The following is an 18384-nucleotide window of genomic DNA, read 5'->3' as shown; positions in this document are numbered from 1 at the left end:
TTATGGATGCAAACAAAAAGGAGAACCCTGAAAAAGCAGCAGATAAGAAAGACGGCGCCATAAAGTCGGATCAGAAACCGGAGGAGGCTCCTCAGCACACCAATACGGGGGCGGAAGGCAACAGCCAGGAGCCAACTCTGCGCACCGCCACTACCGATAGTTCGCGTTCCGCAAAGAACAACAACGACGACCTTCCGGAAGGCGGCAACATAAGATAAAGTATTTTTAACGTAAACACTAAGGCTGCTACTTACAGCCTTAGTGTTTACCATATCATCCTAACAAAAATGTCTTTAGTTAGTTAAAAAACGCATATAATGCATTATTGCTACGCTAAAATATAGTACAATTCAAATACAGATAAATACATTTTTTAAGATAAAAGCTCTGGCAATGATAGCGTTTTAAGAAAATATTTATTTATATTTGGCTTACTGTTTTTGGACTTTAACTTTTTAGCCAACGTGTCCTCATCATTTTTACGTTTATCTTCCGTTAACCTCCACATTGACGGCATTGGAAAGGTGCTGATCGAAAGGAGCGATAAGGCAAAACGCCTCACCATCAGCGTTAGACCTCTGAAAGGCATTCGGGTAGCTGTGCCCCCACATGTAAGCTTCGAAAAAGCGGAGCAGCTTATCTACACCAAAACCGACTGGATAAAGGAGCACCAGGCGCTTATGCAGAAGCATGAGGCCAAGGTAACGGTTTACGACCACAGCAGCGATTTCAGAACCCGCTCGCACACGCTACGCCTCCTCACACACGCCCAGTACACTATGCGTTGTGTTATAGACAAAGAGTACATCAACGTATTTTATCCGGCTCACAAAGATGTTCGCGATATCGATGTGCAGAAGTTTATTCGAAAGTCGATAGAAGAAACTTACCGTAAGGAGGCCAAGCAATACCTGCCGGAGCGGGTAGCTTACTTTGCCGATAAGTTTGGTTTTGAGTATCAGAATGTATTTATCAAAAATGCCAAATCGAGGTGGGGCAGCTGTTCTTTTACTAACAACATTAACCTGAACCTGCACCTTATGCGCCTGCCCGACTCCCTCTGCGACTACGTCATTCTGCACGAACTGGCACATACCGTCGAAAAGAACCACGGCCCCGGCTTCTGGTCCCTCCTCGACAGCATTTGTGGCAATGCCAGGTCGCTCGACAAAAAACTGAAAGCCTACCGCATCACCATCTACTAAACCACTTCTTATTTGATAACACAGCTACTAAACAAGAACATCAGCCGCCAGAAACCACTTTAAACTGGCGTTTATAAAATGTTGTTAAACCTTAAAAGAAAGACCTTTAGCCTGCCAGCCAAAGGTCTTTTTCCGTTTACATACCTTCGGAAGGCTATTTTGATCTGAATAATCTGGATGATTGTTGATGTTGATTTGGAGATGTGAGGATTTGGAAATTTGAAGATGATGGTAAGCAATTTTGAATGAGTGCATGAGAGTTTGAGTAAAAAAATCATTCTCTTACCCTTGACTAAAAAACACCAATAATCTGTTTGAAGGCCAAAACTATTAGAATAATTAGTGTGCTTACCAAAATGAGCTAAGGGCATGATGGTCATTTAAAATAACGGTTTTGCGCACGAAGTTGCTAGCCCTATAAAATCAAAGCAGCACGAGATTACGCTCGTGCTGCTTTGCTTTTAGGATAAAATGTACGTGTTAATCGACCTTCTGGATGGTGTGGGTGGTGAGATAGTTGATAAAATCGCCTACCGTATCAATCGGCACCTCATCCGGAATCGTGATGTGGAAATTTTTCTCCAGTTCCAGGATAATATCTACCACATCTATCGGATCGAACCCAAAGTCCTGCGAAAGGTTTGCTTTAGCCCGCACTCTGGCTGGCCTGATATGCTTGGTTTTGCTAATAATCTTAACAACCTCTTTCTCTATCGTCTTATCTGATGTAAGCATAAATTTAAATCGTATAGTCCTTTACTTTTCCATTAACAGGCATAGTCTGTTGCCTTAATTTTAGCGCGTGCGCTCTTTTCTTTTTACCTATAAGTCTGTCTTTCAACTTCTCATTCAGCAGGTACATCACCGGCACAATCACCAGCGTTACAATGGTTGCAAAACTCAATCCAAAAATAATGGTCCAGGCCAGCGGCCCCCAGAAAGCAGCGCTACTGCCTCCCATAAAGAAGTTTGGCTCGAAGGCTGTAAACAGGGTAAAAAAGTTTAAGTTAATACCTAACGCCAGCGGAATAAGCCCTAGTATGGTAGCAGCAGCAGTAAGCAACACCGGGTTCAGACGGGTTTTGCCAGCTTCCACAATGGCTTCCTTCAACTCCTTACCTTCTGCAAGCAGCACTTCAGTGAACTCCACAATTAGAATGCCATTTTTTACAACAATACCTGCCAGCGCCACAATACCTACTCCTGTCATAACAATGGAGGCATCCATGCCAAAAATAGAGAACCCTAAAAGCACCCCAATTATACTAAACAACACCTCTGACAGAATGATGAATGGCTTGGAAACTGAATTAAACTGTGTTACCAGAATCAGGAAGATGATGCAGAACGCAGCTACCAGCGCCACCATTAGGAACTGGCCGGTCTCCTGCTGCTCTTCCTGCTGCCCTCCCATGCGCACCTCATAGCCCTCGGGTGTCTGGAAGTTAACCAGCGACTGCTCAATTTGCTGTACAATTTCGTTAGCGTTGTAGCCGTCCAGCACGTTAGACTCTAAGGTAACCATGCGTTTCAGGTTTTTGCGCTTAATGCCGCCATAGGTGTTCGAGTACTCGATAGTGGCCACAGACGAGAGCGGAATCTGGCGTACAAGCCCGGAGTTCATGTCGCGGTAGGTGATGAGCATGTTCATCACAGCATCAATATTCTTTCGGTAAGGCTCCGCATAGCGCACCTGGATGGGATACTCGTCCTCATCAAGCTTAAACTTGGAGGCTTCTCTTCCAAAAATGGCTGTTCGTACCTCAGAGCCAATCTGACCTGTACTGATGCCTTCGCGGTTGGCACGCTCACGGTTTATGTTAATCACCACCTCCGGTTTGCTGTCTTCCAGGTCCGACTTCAGGCCTTCTATACCAGGTATCTGCTGCTGGTTTATATAGGCTGCCACATTTCTGGACACCGTAATAAGCTCCGGAAACTCTTCACCGGATATCTCGATACTGATTGGCTTGCCTACCGGCGGGCCATCCTGTTCTTTACTGACTGTAATTTCTGTACCCGGAATACCTTTTACTGCCTCCCGTATCTCATTAAGATAAGTACCTGAAGTTCTGTCAGTAACGCGGTCCTGGTACTCCACAAAAGCAACTGTTACCTTGCCTTTATGCGACTGCGCTGTCGTGCTGCGGTCGTTCTCATCGCCGGCACCAATGGCTACGTTCGAGATAACCGACTCCACATCAGGATTTTTATCCCCTATCACACCATAAATGCGCTTTTCAACAAGTTTCGTAACGGAGTCGGTTACAACCTGGTCGGTACCAACAGGCAACTGGATGTAGGTATACACAAAGTTAGGGTCGCTTTCAGGAAAGAAAACCACTTTTGGCGACCGGATGCCTATCGCGATAAAGGAGATGACGAGCAACACCAGTATGCCTCCAAAAACACCTATCGGCCTTTTCCCTACAAGCGTCCACCGAAGCATCTTCTCATAGCTATTCATAAAACGTGGCAGCACCTTGTTCTGGAAACCATTGATCATGCGGGTAAACACATACTTGTTCAGGAGCACGAGCAGCACACCGAGCACAATCAGATTAGCCGTTCCGTACCAGCCGGCAATATAGAGCACCACTGCCACCAGCAGCGCACCTACCGTAATGAACAAGAACCTTTTGCGAGCCTTTGGCGAAATCTTCTGCCCATGGTCTTTCTTCATGAAAGTAACAGCAAACACCGGGTTCATGATAAACGCCACCAGCAACGACGACATCAGTGTTATAATAAGTGTTATAGGCAGAAAGAACATGAACTTACCTACCACACCAGGCCAGAACGCCAGCGGCAGGAAAGGTGCCACTGTTGTAAGCGTACCGGCCAGCACCGGCACAAACACCTCTCCGGCTGCCTCTTTGGCTGCTTTTATTATGCTGATGTTCGACTGATGAAAGATACGGTGCGTGTTTTCGATAACCACAATGGCATCGTCTACCACTATACCCAATGCCAGCAGGAACGAGAACAGCACGATCATGTTCAGCGAGAAACCGATGGTCGGCATAAAAATAAAGGCCAGGAACATAGACAGCGGCACCGACAAGCCAACGAAAATAGCGTTGGTAGTTCCCATAAAGAACATCAGGATAAGCGTTACCAGCACAAACCCGATAATGATGGTGTTGATCAGGTCGTTGAGCGTGTGGCGCGTTTGTGTTGCCTGCTCCCCGGTAATGGTTATCTTCAGGTCGTTGGGCAGCACAGAACCCTGCATTTCGTCTATCAGGGCAGTAATTTTGTCTGATGCCTCAATCAGGTTTTCGCCGCTCCTTTTAATTACATTCAGGGTAATAACCGGCGAATTGTCGAGGCGGGCATAACTTTCCTGCTCTTCAAAGCCTTCTTTTACCTCAGCAATTTCTTTAAGTTGAATGTTGGCACCTGCTACAGATTTCACTACAATGTCGCCGATCTTGTTCGGATCTGTGTACTGCCCCACTACCCTTACCGAGCGCTTCATTTCGCCCACAGCCACGTTACCGCCTGATATGGTCATGTTTTCGTAGGCAATGGCATTGGCTATATCGTTAAAAGTAACCCGGGCCGTCTGCATTTTGTACATGTCCACGTTCACCTGCACCTCTTTGTCGAGTGCTCCCACCATATCCACACGGGTAATCTCGGGCAGCCCTTCTATCCGGTCCTGCACGTCTTCGGCATACTTCTTCAGCCTGTCGAGGCTGTAGCTACCCGACACGTTAACCGACATAATCGGGAATTCGGAGAAGTTAACTTCCTGCACGGTGGGGTCCTGGTCGAGGTCGGTTGGCAGGTCGGTGCGGGCTTTGTCTACGGCATCTTTTACCAGCTGCTTGGCCTCTACCACCTCCACATCGGTGTTGAACTCCACGGTAATCATAGAGAAGTCCTGCAGCGAGTTAGAAGTTACTGTTTTCACACCCGAAATAGACTTAATTTGTTTCTCGATGGGGCGCGTTACCAGGTTCTCCATATCCGAAGGCGACGTACCCGGATGGATAGTACCCACAAACACGGTAGGAATTACAATATCCGGGAAGTTCTCTTTCTGCATGTTAATGTAGGAGAAGATACCTGCAATAGAGATAATAATGGTAATGATATAGATACTGGTCCGGTTGTCGATAGACCAGTTGGTTGGCTTAAACTGTTTCATAGTTTTCTGCTTAAGTGTTATGGAGCTACACTGCTAACCTGGTTAAAAACCACTGGCTGCCCTTCGTTCAGGTTCTGGTAGCCAGCCGTAATAATCTGGTCGCTTGCCGACAGCCCCGAGAGTACTTCTACCTGTCCGCTATAGGTTACACCGGTTGTTACTTCTTTTCGGGTAGCCACATAGCGCTCACCTTCTTTTTTAGCCACGTAGATATACTGTGCCTTTTCGTCTTTCTGCAACAGGTTAACGGGCACGGTAATAGCATCCTGTTTCACGTAATCCTGAATGCGCACGAGCGCCACCAGGTTCGGACGAAGTGTTATGTCTTTGTTTTCCTTCAGCCTCAGCTCAATTTTAAAGCTTCGGTTAGTCGGGTTAATAAACTGGCTCACTACATCTACCGTAGCGTTTACCTCTGTCTGCAGATCCGGGAAGCTTACCACGGCGGCATCGCCTTTCTTAATTTTTGAGAGGTAGGCCTCCGACACCTCGGCTACTACTTTACCTCCGGTTGTGTTTACTACCCGAATAATGCCTACACCCGGCGCTACAGACTCACCTGAGTTGGGCACCACCTCATCTACCACGCCGCTAATGGGAGCTTTTACATTAAACTGGTCGCGCTGCTGCTCCATAGAGCCAATGTTGCGTTGCAAGGCTTCGTAGTTGTTTTTGGCCGTCAGGTATTGCATTTCGGTACCAATCTGCTGGTCCCAGAGGTTTTTCTGCTTTTCGTAAGAAATGCGGGCCAGGTCGAGGCGGGTGCGCACTTCTGCCAGGTTCTGGTCGAGTATGGTGGCATCTATGGTTGCCAGGGTCTGTCCTTTTCCTACCTTATCGCCGGGCACTACCCGCACGCTGGTCAGCACGCCACCTACTTTGGGGCTCACCATTATGTTCTGCGTAAAGTCTACCTTGCCCTGTACTTCGAGGTAATGCCGGAATGTGTCTTGCCGGATAGCGGCCACTGTTACAGGAATGGTTTTCTTTTCAGGCTCCCCGCCTTTACCCTCGGCCTTTAGTTCAGCTTCGAGTGCGGCAATCTGGGCTTGTATGTCGGTCTGCTGACTTTTCAGTTCAGCCAGCTGTGCTTCTTTGTCGTTGTTTTGCTGGCAGGCTGCCAGGCTCACCAAAATGGCTGTTACTGCTATTCCTAATACTCTTTTCATGGTTGGTTGAGGTTTGCCTATGCTATAGTTTTATTTTGTTAAGAGGGTGCCGGTGGCTTTATCAAGGTTCACTTTGGCTATCAGGGCATCGTACATGGCAGAATAATAGTTAGTTTGTGCGCCACGCAGGTCTGTTTCGGCGGTTACAACTTCCAGGTTGGTACCCACACCTTCCTGAAACTTAATTTTTGCCACACGCGCTATTTCTTCTGCCAGCTCCATGTTTTCGCGCTGCGATGCCAGTACTTCGAGCGAGCTGGTGAGGTCGGCGGAGGCCTGCGACAACTGCAGGTCGATGCTTTGCTTGAGGCTCTCGAAACCGAGTTTGGTATTGTTCAGGGTCAACTTGGCCTGCTGTGCCTGGTAGCTTTTGCGCAAGCCATCAAAAATAGGCACCTGCAGCTGCGCGCCTACGTAGCCATACTCGAGCCAGTTACGGGTTCGGGTCATGCCGTTAAACTCGTTGCTGGCCGCATTGTAGCCGTAGCGGCCATTCAGGTAGAGCTTAGGCAGGTAGCCGGAGTTAATGTTGCGGAGGTTCAGTTCTGCCAGGCTGTGCTGTGTTTCGAGCACAGAATATTCTATTCTGTTAGCGTAATCGAAATTAGCGGTGTTGGTTTTAGCGACCTCCACTTCTACTTCAGCCAGCTCATCTGTCAGGTAAACAGGCTCTTTCTGGTTCAGCCCCATCTGAAATTTCAGCAGGTCTTCGCTCAGCACAAGCAGCCGCTCAGTTTTCTGTTTCTCCACCTTCAGGTTGTTTAAAGAAACGCGCAGCCTGTCAACATCCAGTTTCTCTGCCACGCCGTTTTTAAACATCACATCCGTTTGCCAGAGCAGCGTATCGAGCCGCAGCAGGTTCTGGTTGAGCAGTTCCAGGCGCTCGCGGTTAACCAGCACGCTGTAGTAGGCCTTAGAAACCTGTTCGGCCACATCTATTTCATTCTGAATTAAATCTTTTCGGGCCAGTTCGGTATAGGTTTTGGCAGCTTTCAGGCCAATCAGGTAAGACCCGTCGAACAAGAGCTGGCTACCGCTTACTATCACGTTACCGGTGTAAATTGGGGTAAAAGTAACCGGCACAAAGGTGCCGGGCTCCGGCGAGTTAGGGTTGTCGGGGTCCTGGAAGAACTCGGCTGGCAAAAAGCTCTGCTGCTGTATAAAGTTATCGCCGGCTTCGAACACGGCACTTATCTGAGGCAGCCCCGTGGCCCTGATCTCGCCTACCTGGGCTTTATCGATCTGCTGCTGGTTGCGGGCCATCTTCAGGTTAATCCGGTTTTGCAGCGCATACTCGATGCTTTGCTTGAGCGAGTAAGATTGCGCATGTGCACACGAGGCGCCAAGCATAGCAGCCACTGCCACTACAAGGCTAACTAGTTTTTTCATAATTTATGCTGGAAGTAGGTGTGGTTATTCTTCTTCTTTGACTTGTTTGTACTCGTTTATAAGCTTGTGGCCTTTAAGTGTGGCGATACCAAGCATGTAGAGTTCCAGGTTTGCCTGCTGCACCTGCTGCAGGTTAAACTCGTGTTGCGGAAAAATGTGCGGGTCGAATGGCAACTCTACCATAATCAACCGGATGCGGGCTATTACTTCTATGTCCAGGTCTTTTCTGAAGAGGCCTTCGGCTATACCCTGCCGCAGGTTCTCTTTTATTTTCTCGAGCATAAATTCGCATTTGTGGTCTTGCCAGAGTTTCCAGGCACGAGGGTGGTATTTGCGCAAATCATGAAAAACGGCTGGCCTGATACTCACGAAAAGCTGCCGCACTGTCTGCATGATGTCAAAAAGCTGGGCAACCGCATTTCCAGCATTAGAGAGGCAGCACTCGCTATCGCTTCCCATTTTATCTAAAAATCCTTTTACGGCAGCAAAAACAACCTCATCTTTGTTGCTGTACCACTTGTAGATGGTTTTTTTAGATATAGCCAGGTGCTGCGCAATATCATCCATCGACACACTTTTAATGCCCTGCTCGCAAAACAGCTCGAACGCAGCTGTTGCAATTTTAACCTGATTTTCTGACTTCAACTGAAGCGCCTCTGTTTGCTGATCCACAAGCCAAAACTACGGAAACATTTTTAGTTTCCAAAGTTTCCTATATTATTTATTCGCAATACTAACAATTGTAAGCCTGTCTTAATCAACCCGTTAGCTACCTGCCACACCTGCTGAAAGTACCTAAGAATCGTTTTTCAGCCTAGTAGAAAACCTGAGCTGCAAGTGTAAAAAATCAAATATTCTAATAAAAATGGCCTTCTGAAGGATTTTTTTGACTTTAGATCCGAGACCTTTTACAAGTTAAAAGTGATGAGATATCCACTCATTTAGAACTCAAAATCTCCTTACATCATTTCTACATCTTCACATTTCAAATCCTTACATCAACCATTTAACAATTAACAAAAGACAATCAACAACCAAATTATTCTAATGAAAACAGCCTTCCGAAGATATTTTAACTCTTTGAGGTCAAGGGTTACCAGGGTCTAAATACCTAAAACAGCTTTAAGTTTGCTGTAGCCGCTTTTGCTTAAGGGTATGCGTGTGCCCGTCCGGAGCAGGGCCATGTGGCTGTCTTTCTCGAACGGCTCGATGCGGGTTAGCTCCGGCAAGGCGATGATGTAAGACCGGTGCACCCGCACAAACTGCGCCTCGTCCAGGGTTTTCTCATAGTAGCTCATGGTTTTCTTTTTCAGGAAGCAGCCATCTTTGGTATGAATTTTCACATAATCGTCGTAGGCCTCCAGGTACTGCACCTCGTGCACCGGAATAATCCGGATGTTGCTGCCGACCTTTACCACAATCCGATGCTGCTCCTCGGGGTGCCGGGAGGTGGCTTCGTCCAGGGTTTTGGCCGTTTGGTGTACACTTGCCTGCTGCTGACTCATCCATTTTTTTATGGCTGCGTTAAACCGCTCGGCGCTAAAGGGCTTGAGCAGGTAATCTACGGCATTGGCCTCAAAGGCTTTGATGGCGTACTCATCGAAAGCGGTCGTGAAAATAACGCCGGGGGCGGCCTCCACAAGCTCCAGCATCTCGAAACCGCTGATCTTTGGCATCTGGATATCGAGGAACACCAGGTCTGGCTGGTGCTGCATAATGGCTTTCACGCCTTCAAAACCATCGCAGCATTCCTGCATTACCTGTATGTCGGGGTACTGCTGCAGGTACTCCAGCACGATGCTCCGCGCCAGGGGCTCATCATCAATAACTAAACATTTAATCATAGGCTTTGCGGAATTTTAATGGTGGTTATAAACAGTGCCCCCGATTGCTCGGTAGTTAGCAGGTCGGGCCTGGCATAGAGCAGGTAAAGCCTGCGCCTTACCGAGTCTAGGCCGAAGCCGGTGCCGCGCCTGGGCTGTAGCGTAGCTGGGTCGTAGGGGTTCTGCACCACCAGCACCAGTTGCCCGGCCTCTGCCCTGGCCGACAGCCGGATAGTGGTATCGCCGAGGGTATCGTAGAGGCCGAACTTAATGGCATTCTCTACCACAGGTTGCAGGAGCAGCACCGGCAGTTGCAGGGTTAGGGTCTCGGACTGGTGCTCGAGCACCGTTTGCAGCCGGTGCCCAAACCGCACTTTCTCAATATCGAGGTAGAGCTGCAGGTGCTGCAACTCGTCTTGCAGCGGCACCAGCTGCTGGTCGTCTTTGCGGAGGGTGCCGCGCAGAAACTCCGATAGCTGCTGTGTCATGCAGCGGGCCTGCTCCGGCCTTGCCCCAATTAAGGCGCTGATAGAATTAAGGCTATTGAACAGAAAGTGCGGCTGCAATTTTTGCTGCAGGGTATGCAGCTCCGCCTCCCGGGCCAGCTTCTCTAGCGACAATTTCCGCTCCTCTGCCTGCTGCTGCTCCCGCATATAAGCCCAGAGCCCGTGCAGCAGCGCCATGAACAGCAGCATAAGCCAGGCAAAGGCAAAGCGTACGGGCAGCGTGGCATCTACAAACTGCAGGTAGGCCGTTTGCCCATTCAGCGCCTGCTCCAGCACCCACTCGGCTGCAGCCACTCCTAAGCCAGCCAGCACCAGCGTACTCCCCAGCAGGTACGCTACATTTTTAAGTTCCGGCTGGTAAAACCGTAAACACGACCCAATTACATAGCCCCCTAACACAATGGCGCCGTTCGTTACTAACCCATCTGTTACCGTTAGCTCCCATGCATAACCTGCCTGGTACAGCACCAGCACCTGCACCATTGCCCAAAGCAAGGCCCACCCTATGTACAGCAGTATGAGCTTGAGAGAATACATTTTTTAATTTTGAATGAGTGAATTAAATTGTGAATCTTGAATGAATGAATGAGTGAGAGAATAGTATTCAGGTGCTGACGGAGAGTAAACTAGTTATGGGTAGAGGCAAGGCAATTGCTATTACAGTCCATTCATTTTTAATCATCCATTCGCTCACTCAGAATTTTAAAAATTCTCTCACTCTCTCATTCACAATTCAAAAATTAATAACTCCGGATGTCGAGGCCGCCGAAAATAATGGTGCCTTTCAGGTAGAGTATTTTATCGGTGTTGTAAGTATCGTTTACCAGTGGCCGTTTATCGTCTATGCCGCCAAGTATCGCCATCACATCCGACTGCACCTTCCAATGCGAGGGCACAATAAGTTTGGTGCCGCCAAATGCCTGCGATACATCTATGGTAGCGGGACCTTGCAAATCGGACTGGCTCAGGTTTATTTCCGATCCGCCAAAAAAAGTCTCGATGGTGCCGCCTTTAAAGTCTTTGGAGAAGATGTTCTTTTTGGTACCGCCAAACAATGTAAAAGCATTCAAATAGTCATCAGACATAAACTCGGCTCCAGGGCTGGGTGCGAAACCCGGTTCAGCTGCCATGCCGCCTCTGCCCTGCTGATCACCCGGGCCAGGCCGCCATTCTCTTCTGCGGGAACCGCCGCAGTTGCCTCCAAACCTGTTAGGCCGAAGCATAATCCAGAGGCCCATCGAGATCAGCACAATAGGCCAGATGTATGCCCTCAGCGAGATAGACGGATACAGATCTTCTGCCAGAAACATGGCCCCGATGAACACCAGCACCAGCCAGCCTGACCGCTGAAAGGAGCTTCGTGCCCCGATAAAAATACCCAGCAGTATCAGCGCCATTTTCCAGGAGAAAACCCAGCGCGGCAAATTAACTTCGCCTAGCTGGTTAGCCAAAAGCACCATGCCCACGCCAATAACCACCAGGCCACCCAGCACCCTGCCCGAGCGCCCCTGCCCAGGCTTCTCCAGCCGGTTATAATGATCGGTTTTTTGTAATTTAGTCTCTTCCATAACTCTTAATTTTAACCAAAGCTACAGCGTAGGCCGGCGCAACTCAACAGCTAATAGGCCAGCTCTAAGAAGAAATCGGTGAACACCAGGTTTCTGTCGGTAAAAGCATAGCAAATTTACTATACAGATTTTTTCACCGATGGCCACTGTGCTAAATGGCCCTTCAGACAGCCTCTGCTTTGCCTCCGGCTAAAAAAGAACTCTCTTACTATCAGCCCCATATCTCAAATTTGCAGAAACAAGGCCTTAGCTAAAAGCGAAACTAGACAAACTGGCAATTTCAGGCTCTGAACAGTTTACTTTTACATCTTAACAGGTAGGAGTCGTTTTTTTGCTAAAGCGTTGCATGAGCAGCGTGTAGCTTCTGAATTATTCTAATGGTGTTCCCCTTTGCAGCTCGTCATTTTAAAAGCCAACTTAATCTCTTTGCTGGTGAGTGCTTGTAACCCTTACCTTTACATATTTGCTGCATCTTTACCTTCTAGGTGTAAAAGCCATGTTTACCAAAGCAAGAAAAGATGCTTGCTTTAAGGATGTAGGCACGAGCTACAAGCTCGCACCAGCAAAGAGTTTACTAAAGCAAAAGCATTTTCAAATCTTCAAATTGATTAATGAGCACATTGCCCCATTAGCACATTAATTAATAGGTTTGTTATCTTTGTGTATTATGGTTGAGAACATACAACGAGTAGAACAAGAAATAGCGGCCGCACACATTGGCAATGCAGCCGAACTGGAGCAATTCAGAATTACATACATTGGCCGCAAAGGGCAAATAGCCGCTCTTTTCGACGACCTGAAACTGGTAGCGCCGGAGCAGCGCCGCCAGGTAGGCCAGGACCTGAACCGCCTCAAGAACCTGGCGCAGGAGAAACTGGAGCAGGCACAGGAGCAACTGGCAGCCACCACCGCCGACACCGCCGAAACGAGCTTTGATTTCTCGCTGCCACCTGTGCCGGGCACACTTGGCACACGCCACCCGCTTTCGCTGGTACGCAACGAGATTGTGCGCATTTTCGAGCGCATCGGCTTTAATGTGTCTGAAGGCCCCGAGATGGAAGACGACTGGCATAACTTTACGGCCCTCAATTTCCCGGAGAACCACCCGGCCCGCGAGATGCAGGACACGTTCTTTCTTAGCCAGGACCGCGACAAGCTGCTGCGCACGCACACTTCTACCGTGCAGGTGCGCCTCATGGAGATGCAGAAGCCACCTTTGCGCAGCATTATGCCAGGCCGCGTGTACCGCAATGAGGCTATTTCGGCCCGGGCGCACATGGTTTTCCACCAGGTGGAAGGTTTGTACGTAGACAAAAATGTAAGTTTTGCCGACCTGAAGCAGACGCTGTATTACTTTGCCAAAGAACTTTTCGGGCAAGACACCAAGGTTCGTTTCCGGCCATCGTTTTTCCCGTTCACAGAGCCAAGCGCCGAGATCGACATTAGCTGCCTCATCTGTAAAGGCGAAGGCTGCAACATCTGCAAAGGCAGCGGCTGGGTAGAAATTGGCGGCTCCGGCATGGTAGACCCGAACGTGCTCCAGAACTGCGGCATCGATCCGGAAGCATACTCCGGTTTCGCCTTCGGTATGGGCATAGAACGTATTACTATGCTTAAGTATCAGATAAAAGACCTGCGCCTTTTCACCGAAAACGACGTACGCTTCCTGAAGCAGTTCGAAGGCGTTATTTGATCTTTGGTTCTTGATTGCTGATTTGCTCAACGGTTAAATCGTTTTCTTCTCTTTAGTCGGAGGCATAGCACATTAACTCAATTATTCTAATGAATTTGGCCTTCCGGAGGCTTTTTCTTTGGTTATGTGCCAAGGGTATGAACCTCTGGAGTGATGTTATGCTATACCTGCTGCTGCTATTCAAGCAGTAGCAATCTTGAGTTCTGTGTCCTAGTACTTGTGTCTGAAAAAAGATGGAAATAAAAAAAATAGGAGTAGTAGGATCAGGTACCATGGGCCTAGGTATAGCGCAGGTTTGCGCCCAGGCAGGCTATACCACTATTCTCTACGACATCAGTACCTCCAAGCTGCAACAGGCAGAAACCACTATTACCCAGAACCTGGACCAGGGCATAGTGCGCCAGAAGCTAACGCCCACCGACAAAGAAGCTACCCTGCAACGCCTCAGCTTTACCGGCAATACCCTGGAGCTTTATGCCGATGTTATTATAGAAGCCGTTGTGGAGCGCCTGGAGGTAAAGCAGAGTATTTTTAAGGAGCTTTCCGGCATTAACGGCCCCGACACTATTTTTGCCTCCAACACATCGTCTATTTCAATTACACGCATTGCAGCCGCGGTACCGAACCCGGAGCGCGTGGTAGGCATGCACTTTTTTAACCCTGCACATATCATGAAGCTGGTCGAAGTGATATCCGGGGCTGCTACCGCACCCGCTGTAGCCCAAACCATAGAGCAGCTCGTGCTCAAGCTCGGCAAGACTCCTGTTATGGCACAAGATTCGCCGGGTTTTATCGTTAACAGAGTAGCCCGCCAATTTTACGTGGAGAGCCTGAAACTGCTGGAGGAAGGCGTTGCCGATGTTGCCACCATAGACGAGCTCCTGCGGGCCAGTGGTTTTAAAATGGGCCCTTTCGAACTTATGGACATGATAGGTGTTGACATTAATTATACCGTAACCGCTTCCATGTTCGAGGCTTTTCATTACGACCCAAAATTCAGACCCAGCCGTGTGCAGCAACAAAAAATGGATGCCGGGCACCTGGGGCGCAAAACCGGTAAAGGCTTTTATACTTATGACCAGGATTAACCAACTCTTAGCATTTTTTACGCTCCTGCTGCTGTTCTCGTGCCGCGACGAGAACAACCACCCGAACATACCAAACGTGCCGGTAAACGAGCAGCTAAATGTAAGCAGCTTGCAATACCCGATGCTACGCCAGGATGGCGGCTATGCTTATATTAATGCCGGCTACAAAGGTATCATTGTCGTGCGCCAGACTTCCACCATCTACCACGCCTTTGAACGCGCCTGTACCTACGACCCCACCGCCGACTGCGCCAGAGTAGAGGTAGACGACTCTAACCTGTTTATGGTCGATAAGTGCTGCGGCTCTCAGTTCAGCATGTATGGCAACGTAAACGCTGGTCCGGCCATTTTAGGCCTTAAGCCATACAGAACCTCCTTAAGCGGATCGGTCTTATACATTACCAATTAATTTTTCAGGTTGATTTCCAATAAATTACCCTTTAGTTGAAGATTTTTTTTGGGCTGCACTTGCGTAGAAAGAAAAACCGCCGTAATATTGCAGCATCAAACAGCAAGACAGTTGCTGAAAGAAACACTCCTCCTTAGCTCAGCTGGTTAGAGCACATGACTGTTAATCATGGGGTCCTTGGTTCGAGCCCAAGAGGGGGAGCTTGAAAATCAGCCACTTACAGGTAAAACTGCTAAGTGGCTTTTTTTATGTACACACAATTTGCACACAAGCTTTAGTATTCAGCCGCCTTCTTATTTGTAAAATAATTCCCACCATAGCTATTTAACTTTTTTTCATCTTTCCTTCTTCCGAACCACATTGCTGGACTTATTATTATTTCAATTAATTCTCAGTAAAGCTTTGAGATCTCCGCTACTGCCTCCTAAGTGTATACTCTGAGAGCTTATTTACTCTTTCAGCCCATTTTTTCACAAGCCTCTACACGTCCAGTTTCTTGCTCTAGCAACTGGACAGACTTTCTTAATGTCTTTATAGTTAAAACATCAATGATAATATAGTTAAGGTCATCAAATAACCTTGCTCCTACTCTATTCTTACTCACTCGTTTTAAGATGACTGTATCCTCCTCATTTTTTTAAACTGAGGCAAAATAGTTTGATGAGAAATTAAAAGGATCACCCACTCAAGACACGCAAATACAAAAGTCCAGGGTCATTCATTCCGGCGCAAAGTTAGCCTGGCGCCCGGACACGGGACAAGGTAGTCCGAAGAAAATGGGTATCCCGGAGGGAGCCCTCCGCATTTTCTTCGGCTCCACCCTGCCCTTAGTCCGTTCGCCAGGCAGGGAAGGCACCATAATCAATTCCTAAAACCTTAAAAGAACAAGATTATGGAAAAGCCGACTAATAAAACCGGAATGAACAAAGTCGCAGAAATTAAACTGACGTACCGCTCCAAAGTGAAACCGTCCGAGCGCCCCCAGGTGACCTGTTCCACCAACAGCGCAGAGGTTCTCCGTCAAAACTGGGATACTGGCAAGATCGAGTTTGTAGAACAGTTCAAAGTGATGCTACTCAACAGGGCAAATCGGGTGCTGGGCATTTATGAGCTTTCCACCGGAGGTATCGCAGGCACCATAGCTGACCCCAAGCTTATCTTCGCGGCAGCACTCAAAGCCTGCGCCTCCTCCGTCATCCTTTGCCACAACCACCCCTCCGGCAATACCAAACCAAGCGCGGCAGACCTACAGCTGACAAAGAAAATGAAGCAGGGTGGAGAACTGCTTGACATTGTCGTGCTGGACCACATCATCCTCACCAGTGAGGCATACTATTCTATGGCAGATGAGGGGCTCTTATAGCCCTTCCTTTTGCTCATTAAATTGTGATAAACAAGATAAACTTCTTATTTTGTCCTGGCCGATAAGTACCATTATGTTAAATAGAAAATACGTTATATAAAATTGAGAGCTTAACTGTTCATAGTTATATTGAAAAGATAGTAGTGCGCATACTGAACTTTAAGAGTTTTAGGAGTGACCCTTTAGTTATTTTTTTTAAAACGCAACTTATTTGTTGCGTTTTAAGTTAAAACAGTATAGTTTTGGGCTGTGAAAGCAAGAAAGAATGCCGACGTTAAAAGAAGTTGAGGCTTTCCTGGAAGCGCTCCACTTAAAGTTGGCATTTCAGGAGGTGCATTTTATATACAGACCAGAATATATTAGTGCTTATGCAGAGCTCTATACTTGGGGGTATCCGCCTAATGAGCTAACTAAAATAATTAAAGAACTCACCCCTGAAAACTATTCAGAGGGGCCAATTGAGGACACACAGAACATTCCTTCAAAAGGTCAGCTTTGGATATTTGGAAAAAAAATCGGCCCCAAATATAAAACTAATAGCAAGAAAAAGGTTGAGTATTACATTAAGGTGCAAATAGGCTACGAGAATGATAAAATCATTTGTATTTCATTTCATCCTTCAAAATTTGCAATGAAGTATCCTAATTTGGTTTAATAAGAATAATATGAAAAGCCCATACACTGGGGGAGAAGTGACTAAGGTTACTACCCTAGAGACTATTCCATTTAGAGGTGAAGACTTTGAAATAGAGGTGGTCAGTTACATTTGTAATGAAACTGGAGAAAAGTTTGGTGATATTGAAATGACAACTAATGTAGTTGAAGAACTACTAAAAAAATGGCGCGAGCGCTATAAAGTTCCTTCTCCGGAAGAATTGGTTGATGTTCGAATCCGATTAAAGCTTAGTCAAAAAGGAATGTCTAAACTTCTTGGACTTGGAGTCAATCAATATCGCTATTATGAGAATGGTGAACTCCCTAAGCCTTCACATCAGTTGCTATTAAGATTAGTTGTTTCAGATGCGGGCCTCGCTCAAATTATCGCACAACAAAAGCATATAGTGGGCGAAAAGGTCTTGAAGGCATTAGAGAACTATATCTATGGCACAAATAATACTATAGAAGTAGAAAGTACTCCAAAGGTAAGTACAAAGGAAACTATCCATGCCTGGACATCATTCAATGAGCAGGCTGAGCCGTTGACGTTTAAAGTTTCTTTACCCAAAGTACAATCTTTAGATAAAAACTTAACTGAAGCTTTGCATTAACATGCCTGCAGCAAATAATAAAAAGTTAGATTTCACAAAGCTCCTACTTACGGAAGCTTTATTTTTAGAATTCTGCATCAAAAACAACAATTCTTCTAATTCTCCATCTAGCTTAATAGCTAGTTTTGATTGCAAGTTCTCTACTAATAGTACATATAGCATCCAGGAGAAAGGTGTTAAGGTTGAATTGCATATAGAATGCAAAGCATTTGATGAAAAGACGGAACCGTCTGGAATTGAGGGAGAATTCAATTTAGGATTTACATTTAACGTCCTAAACATAGAAGATCATTTAGTCAAATCAAAAACTTCCGACGCTATGATTCCAGGACCTCATCTTGTTGTCCCATTACTAGGAACCGCATATTCAACAGCAAGAGGAATGATTATTACTAAGACACTTGGTACTCCTTTAGAGGGGTTCACTTTGCCAATCATCAATGCAGAGGACTTGCTAAAGGAAAGCCCAAAAAGGAAAAGTTTAAAAGCGGAAGATAAGCAGGTAAACCTAGAGGAGTAAGGTTATCCTAAAATACTTAATTTATTGGGAGTGTAAACAGAACTGTGTCACTCGTTTTTTTAGTGGCTTTTTAGATGTTACGGCTTTAGCCTAACATCTAAAAAGTCAAACCCTCAGGTGGGGCCTGAGTCTTTCCTCAAACATGATAAAAAGCTGAGAGAAAGTCAAGGCCCAGTTAGGCAGTGGCTTTATCCATTTCTTCTCTACATTCATCACCACCAGGTAAA

Annotated in this window: 17 protein-coding genes and 1 tRNA gene; 10 read left to right on the top strand and 8 right to left on the bottom strand. The window is 47.0% G+C overall.

The annotated features are described in order from the left end of the window. The first annotated feature begins 2 nt into the window (after positions 1-2). Positions 3-218 (top strand): hypothetical protein, encoded by a 216-nt coding sequence (locus FVR03_RS09465; protein ID WP_147921501.1) that lies wholly within the window; start codon positions 3-5, stop codon positions 216-218. Positions 219-464: 246 nt separating this feature from the next. Continuing rightward, positions 465-1205, top strand: a complete 741-nt coding sequence (locus tag FVR03_RS09460; RefSeq protein WP_147921500.1) for a M48 family metallopeptidase — start codon at positions 465-467, stop codon at positions 1203-1205. A gap of 480 nt (positions 1206-1685) precedes the next feature. On the opposite strand, the gene FVR03_RS09455 is transcribed toward FVR03_RS09460, so the two are convergent. From FVR03_RS09455 to FVR03_RS09420, 8 genes are all read right to left on the bottom strand, one after another. After that, positions 1686-1940 (bottom strand): acyl carrier protein, encoded by a 255-nt coding sequence (locus FVR03_RS09455; RefSeq protein WP_147921499.1) that lies wholly within the window; start codon positions 1938-1940, stop codon positions 1686-1688. Between the two features lie 4 nt (positions 1941-1944). After that, the gene (locus tag FVR03_RS09450) at positions 1945-5361 is read right to left on the bottom strand and encodes an efflux RND transporter permease subunit (protein WP_147921498.1); all 3417 of its coding nucleotides are present in this window, start codon (positions 5359-5361) and stop codon (positions 1945-1947) included. 17 nt (positions 5362-5378) lie between these two features. Continuing rightward, the gene (locus tag FVR03_RS09445) at positions 5379-6530 is read right to left on the bottom strand and encodes an efflux RND transporter periplasmic adaptor subunit (RefSeq protein ID WP_147921497.1); all 1152 of its coding nucleotides are present in this window, start codon (positions 6528-6530) and stop codon (positions 5379-5381) included. Positions 6531-6560: 30 nt separating this feature from the next. Then, on the bottom strand, positions 6561-7919 hold the full coding sequence (locus FVR03_RS09440) for a TolC family protein (protein WP_147921496.1): 1359 nt from the start codon (positions 7917-7919) through the stop codon (positions 6561-6563). Between the two features lie 24 nt (positions 7920-7943). Further along, positions 7944-8591: a TetR/AcrR family transcriptional regulator gene (locus FVR03_RS09435; RefSeq protein ID WP_255474145.1), complete on the bottom strand. Its 648-nt coding sequence runs from the start codon at positions 8589-8591 to the stop codon at positions 7944-7946. Positions 8592-9022: 431 nt separating this feature from the next. Beyond that, entirely contained in the window at positions 9023-9763 is a 741-nt protein-coding gene (locus tag FVR03_RS09430; protein WP_147921495.1) for a LytR/AlgR family response regulator transcription factor, read from the bottom strand. After that, entirely contained in the window at positions 9760-10785 is a 1026-nt protein-coding gene (locus FVR03_RS09425; protein WP_147921494.1) for a sensor histidine kinase, read from the bottom strand. The genes FVR03_RS09430 and FVR03_RS09425 overlap by 4 nt, the downstream gene beginning before the upstream one ends. Before the next feature lie 203 nt (positions 10786-10988). Continuing rightward, positions 10989-11816 (bottom strand): LiaF transmembrane domain-containing protein, encoded by an 828-nt coding sequence (locus FVR03_RS09420; protein WP_147921493.1) that lies wholly within the window; start codon positions 11814-11816, stop codon positions 10989-10991. 667 nt (positions 11817-12483) lie between these two features. Here FVR03_RS09420 and pheS point away from each other — a divergent pair. From pheS to FVR03_RS09380, 8 genes are all read left to right on the top strand, one after another. Beyond that, on the top strand, positions 12484-13509 hold the full coding sequence (gene pheS / locus FVR03_RS09415; RefSeq protein ID WP_147921492.1) for a phenylalanine--tRNA ligase subunit alpha: 1026 nt from the start codon (positions 12484-12486) through the stop codon (positions 13507-13509). Positions 13510-13742: 233 nt separating this feature from the next. Further along, positions 13743-14597 (top strand): 3-hydroxyacyl-CoA dehydrogenase NAD-binding domain-containing protein, encoded by an 855-nt coding sequence (locus FVR03_RS09410; protein WP_147921491.1) that lies wholly within the window; start codon positions 13743-13745, stop codon positions 14595-14597. Further along, positions 14584-15006, top strand: a complete 423-nt coding sequence (locus FVR03_RS09405) for a Rieske (2Fe-2S) protein (RefSeq protein WP_255474144.1) — start codon at positions 14584-14586, stop codon at positions 15004-15006. The genes FVR03_RS09410 and FVR03_RS09405 overlap by 14 nt, the downstream gene beginning before the upstream one ends. Before the next feature lie 127 nt (positions 15007-15133). Continuing rightward, positions 15134-15207: transfer RNA gene (locus tag FVR03_RS09400), tRNA-Asn, on the top strand. A gap of 718 nt (positions 15208-15925) precedes the next feature. After that, positions 15926-16369, top strand: coding sequence for a JAB domain-containing protein (locus tag FVR03_RS09395; RefSeq protein WP_255474143.1), 444 nt, complete (start codon positions 15926-15928; stop codon positions 16367-16369). Between the two features lie 265 nt (positions 16370-16634). Then, complete coding sequence (locus FVR03_RS09390; protein WP_147921489.1) at positions 16635-17024, top strand: hypothetical protein; 390 nt, start codon at positions 16635-16637, stop codon at positions 17022-17024. Positions 17025-17034: 10 nt separating this feature from the next. Further along, positions 17035-17637, top strand: coding sequence for a type II toxin-antitoxin system MqsA family antitoxin (locus tag FVR03_RS09385; protein WP_147921488.1), 603 nt, complete (start codon positions 17035-17037; stop codon positions 17635-17637). A gap of 1 nt (position 17638) precedes the next feature. Next, entirely contained in the window at positions 17639-18157 is a 519-nt protein-coding gene (locus FVR03_RS09380; protein ID WP_147921487.1) for a hypothetical protein, read from the top strand. Positions 18158-18384: the final 227 nt, after the last annotated feature.

The organism is Pontibacter qinzhouensis (assembly GCF_008017455.1).
Lineage (GTDB): Bacteria > Bacteroidota > Bacteroidia > Cytophagales > Hymenobacteraceae > Pontibacter > Pontibacter qinzhouensis.
This window is presented reverse-complemented; position numbering and strand designations above follow the sequence as displayed.

Coding starts and splice junctions, on each gene's coding strand:
- FVR03_RS09410 (WP_147921491.1), top strand. CDS start 13,743: ATGGAAATAAAAAAAATAGGAGTAGTAGGATCAGGTACCATGGGCCTA.
- FVR03_RS09405 (WP_255474144.1), top strand. CDS start 14,584: ATGACCAGGATTAACCAACTCTTAGCATTTTTTACGCTCCTGCTGCTG.
- pheS (WP_147921492.1), top strand. CDS start 12,484: ATGGTTGAGAACATACAACGAGTAGAACAAGAAATAGCGGCCGCACAC.
- FVR03_RS09385 (WP_147921488.1), top strand. CDS start 17,035: ATGAAAAGCCCATACACTGGGGGAGAAGTGACTAAGGTTACTACCCTA.
- FVR03_RS09430 (WP_147921495.1), bottom strand. CDS start 9,763: ATGATTAAATGTTTAGTTATTGATGATGAGCCCCTGGCGCGGAGCATC.
- FVR03_RS09465 (WP_147921501.1), top strand. CDS start 3: ATGGATGCAAACAAAAAGGAGAACCCTGAAAAAGCAGCAGATAAGAAA.
- FVR03_RS09440 (WP_147921496.1), bottom strand. CDS start 7,919: ATGAAAAAACTAGTTAGCCTTGTAGTGGCAGTGGCTGCTATGCTTGGC.
- FVR03_RS09425 (WP_147921494.1), bottom strand. CDS start 10,785: ATGTATTCTCTCAAGCTCATACTGCTGTACATAGGGTGGGCCTTGCTT.
- FVR03_RS09445 (WP_147921497.1), bottom strand. CDS start 6,530: ATGAAAAGAGTATTAGGAATAGCAGTAACAGCCATTTTGGTGAGCCTG.
- FVR03_RS09380 (WP_147921487.1), top strand. CDS start 17,639: ATGCCTGCAGCAAATAATAAAAAGTTAGATTTCACAAAGCTCCTACTT.
- FVR03_RS09390 (WP_147921489.1), top strand. CDS start 16,635: ATGCCGACGTTAAAAGAAGTTGAGGCTTTCCTGGAAGCGCTCCACTTA.
- FVR03_RS09395 (WP_255474143.1), top strand. CDS start 15,926: ATGAACAAAGTCGCAGAAATTAAACTGACGTACCGCTCCAAAGTGAAA.
- FVR03_RS09455 (WP_147921499.1), bottom strand. CDS start 1,940: ATGCTTACATCAGATAAGACGATAGAGAAAGAGGTTGTTAAGATTATT.
- FVR03_RS09420 (WP_147921493.1), bottom strand. CDS start 11,816: ATGGAAGAGACTAAATTACAAAAAACCGATCATTATAACCGGCTGGAG.
- FVR03_RS09450 (WP_147921498.1), bottom strand. CDS start 5,361: ATGAAACAGTTTAAGCCAACCAACTGGTCTATCGACAACCGGACCAGT.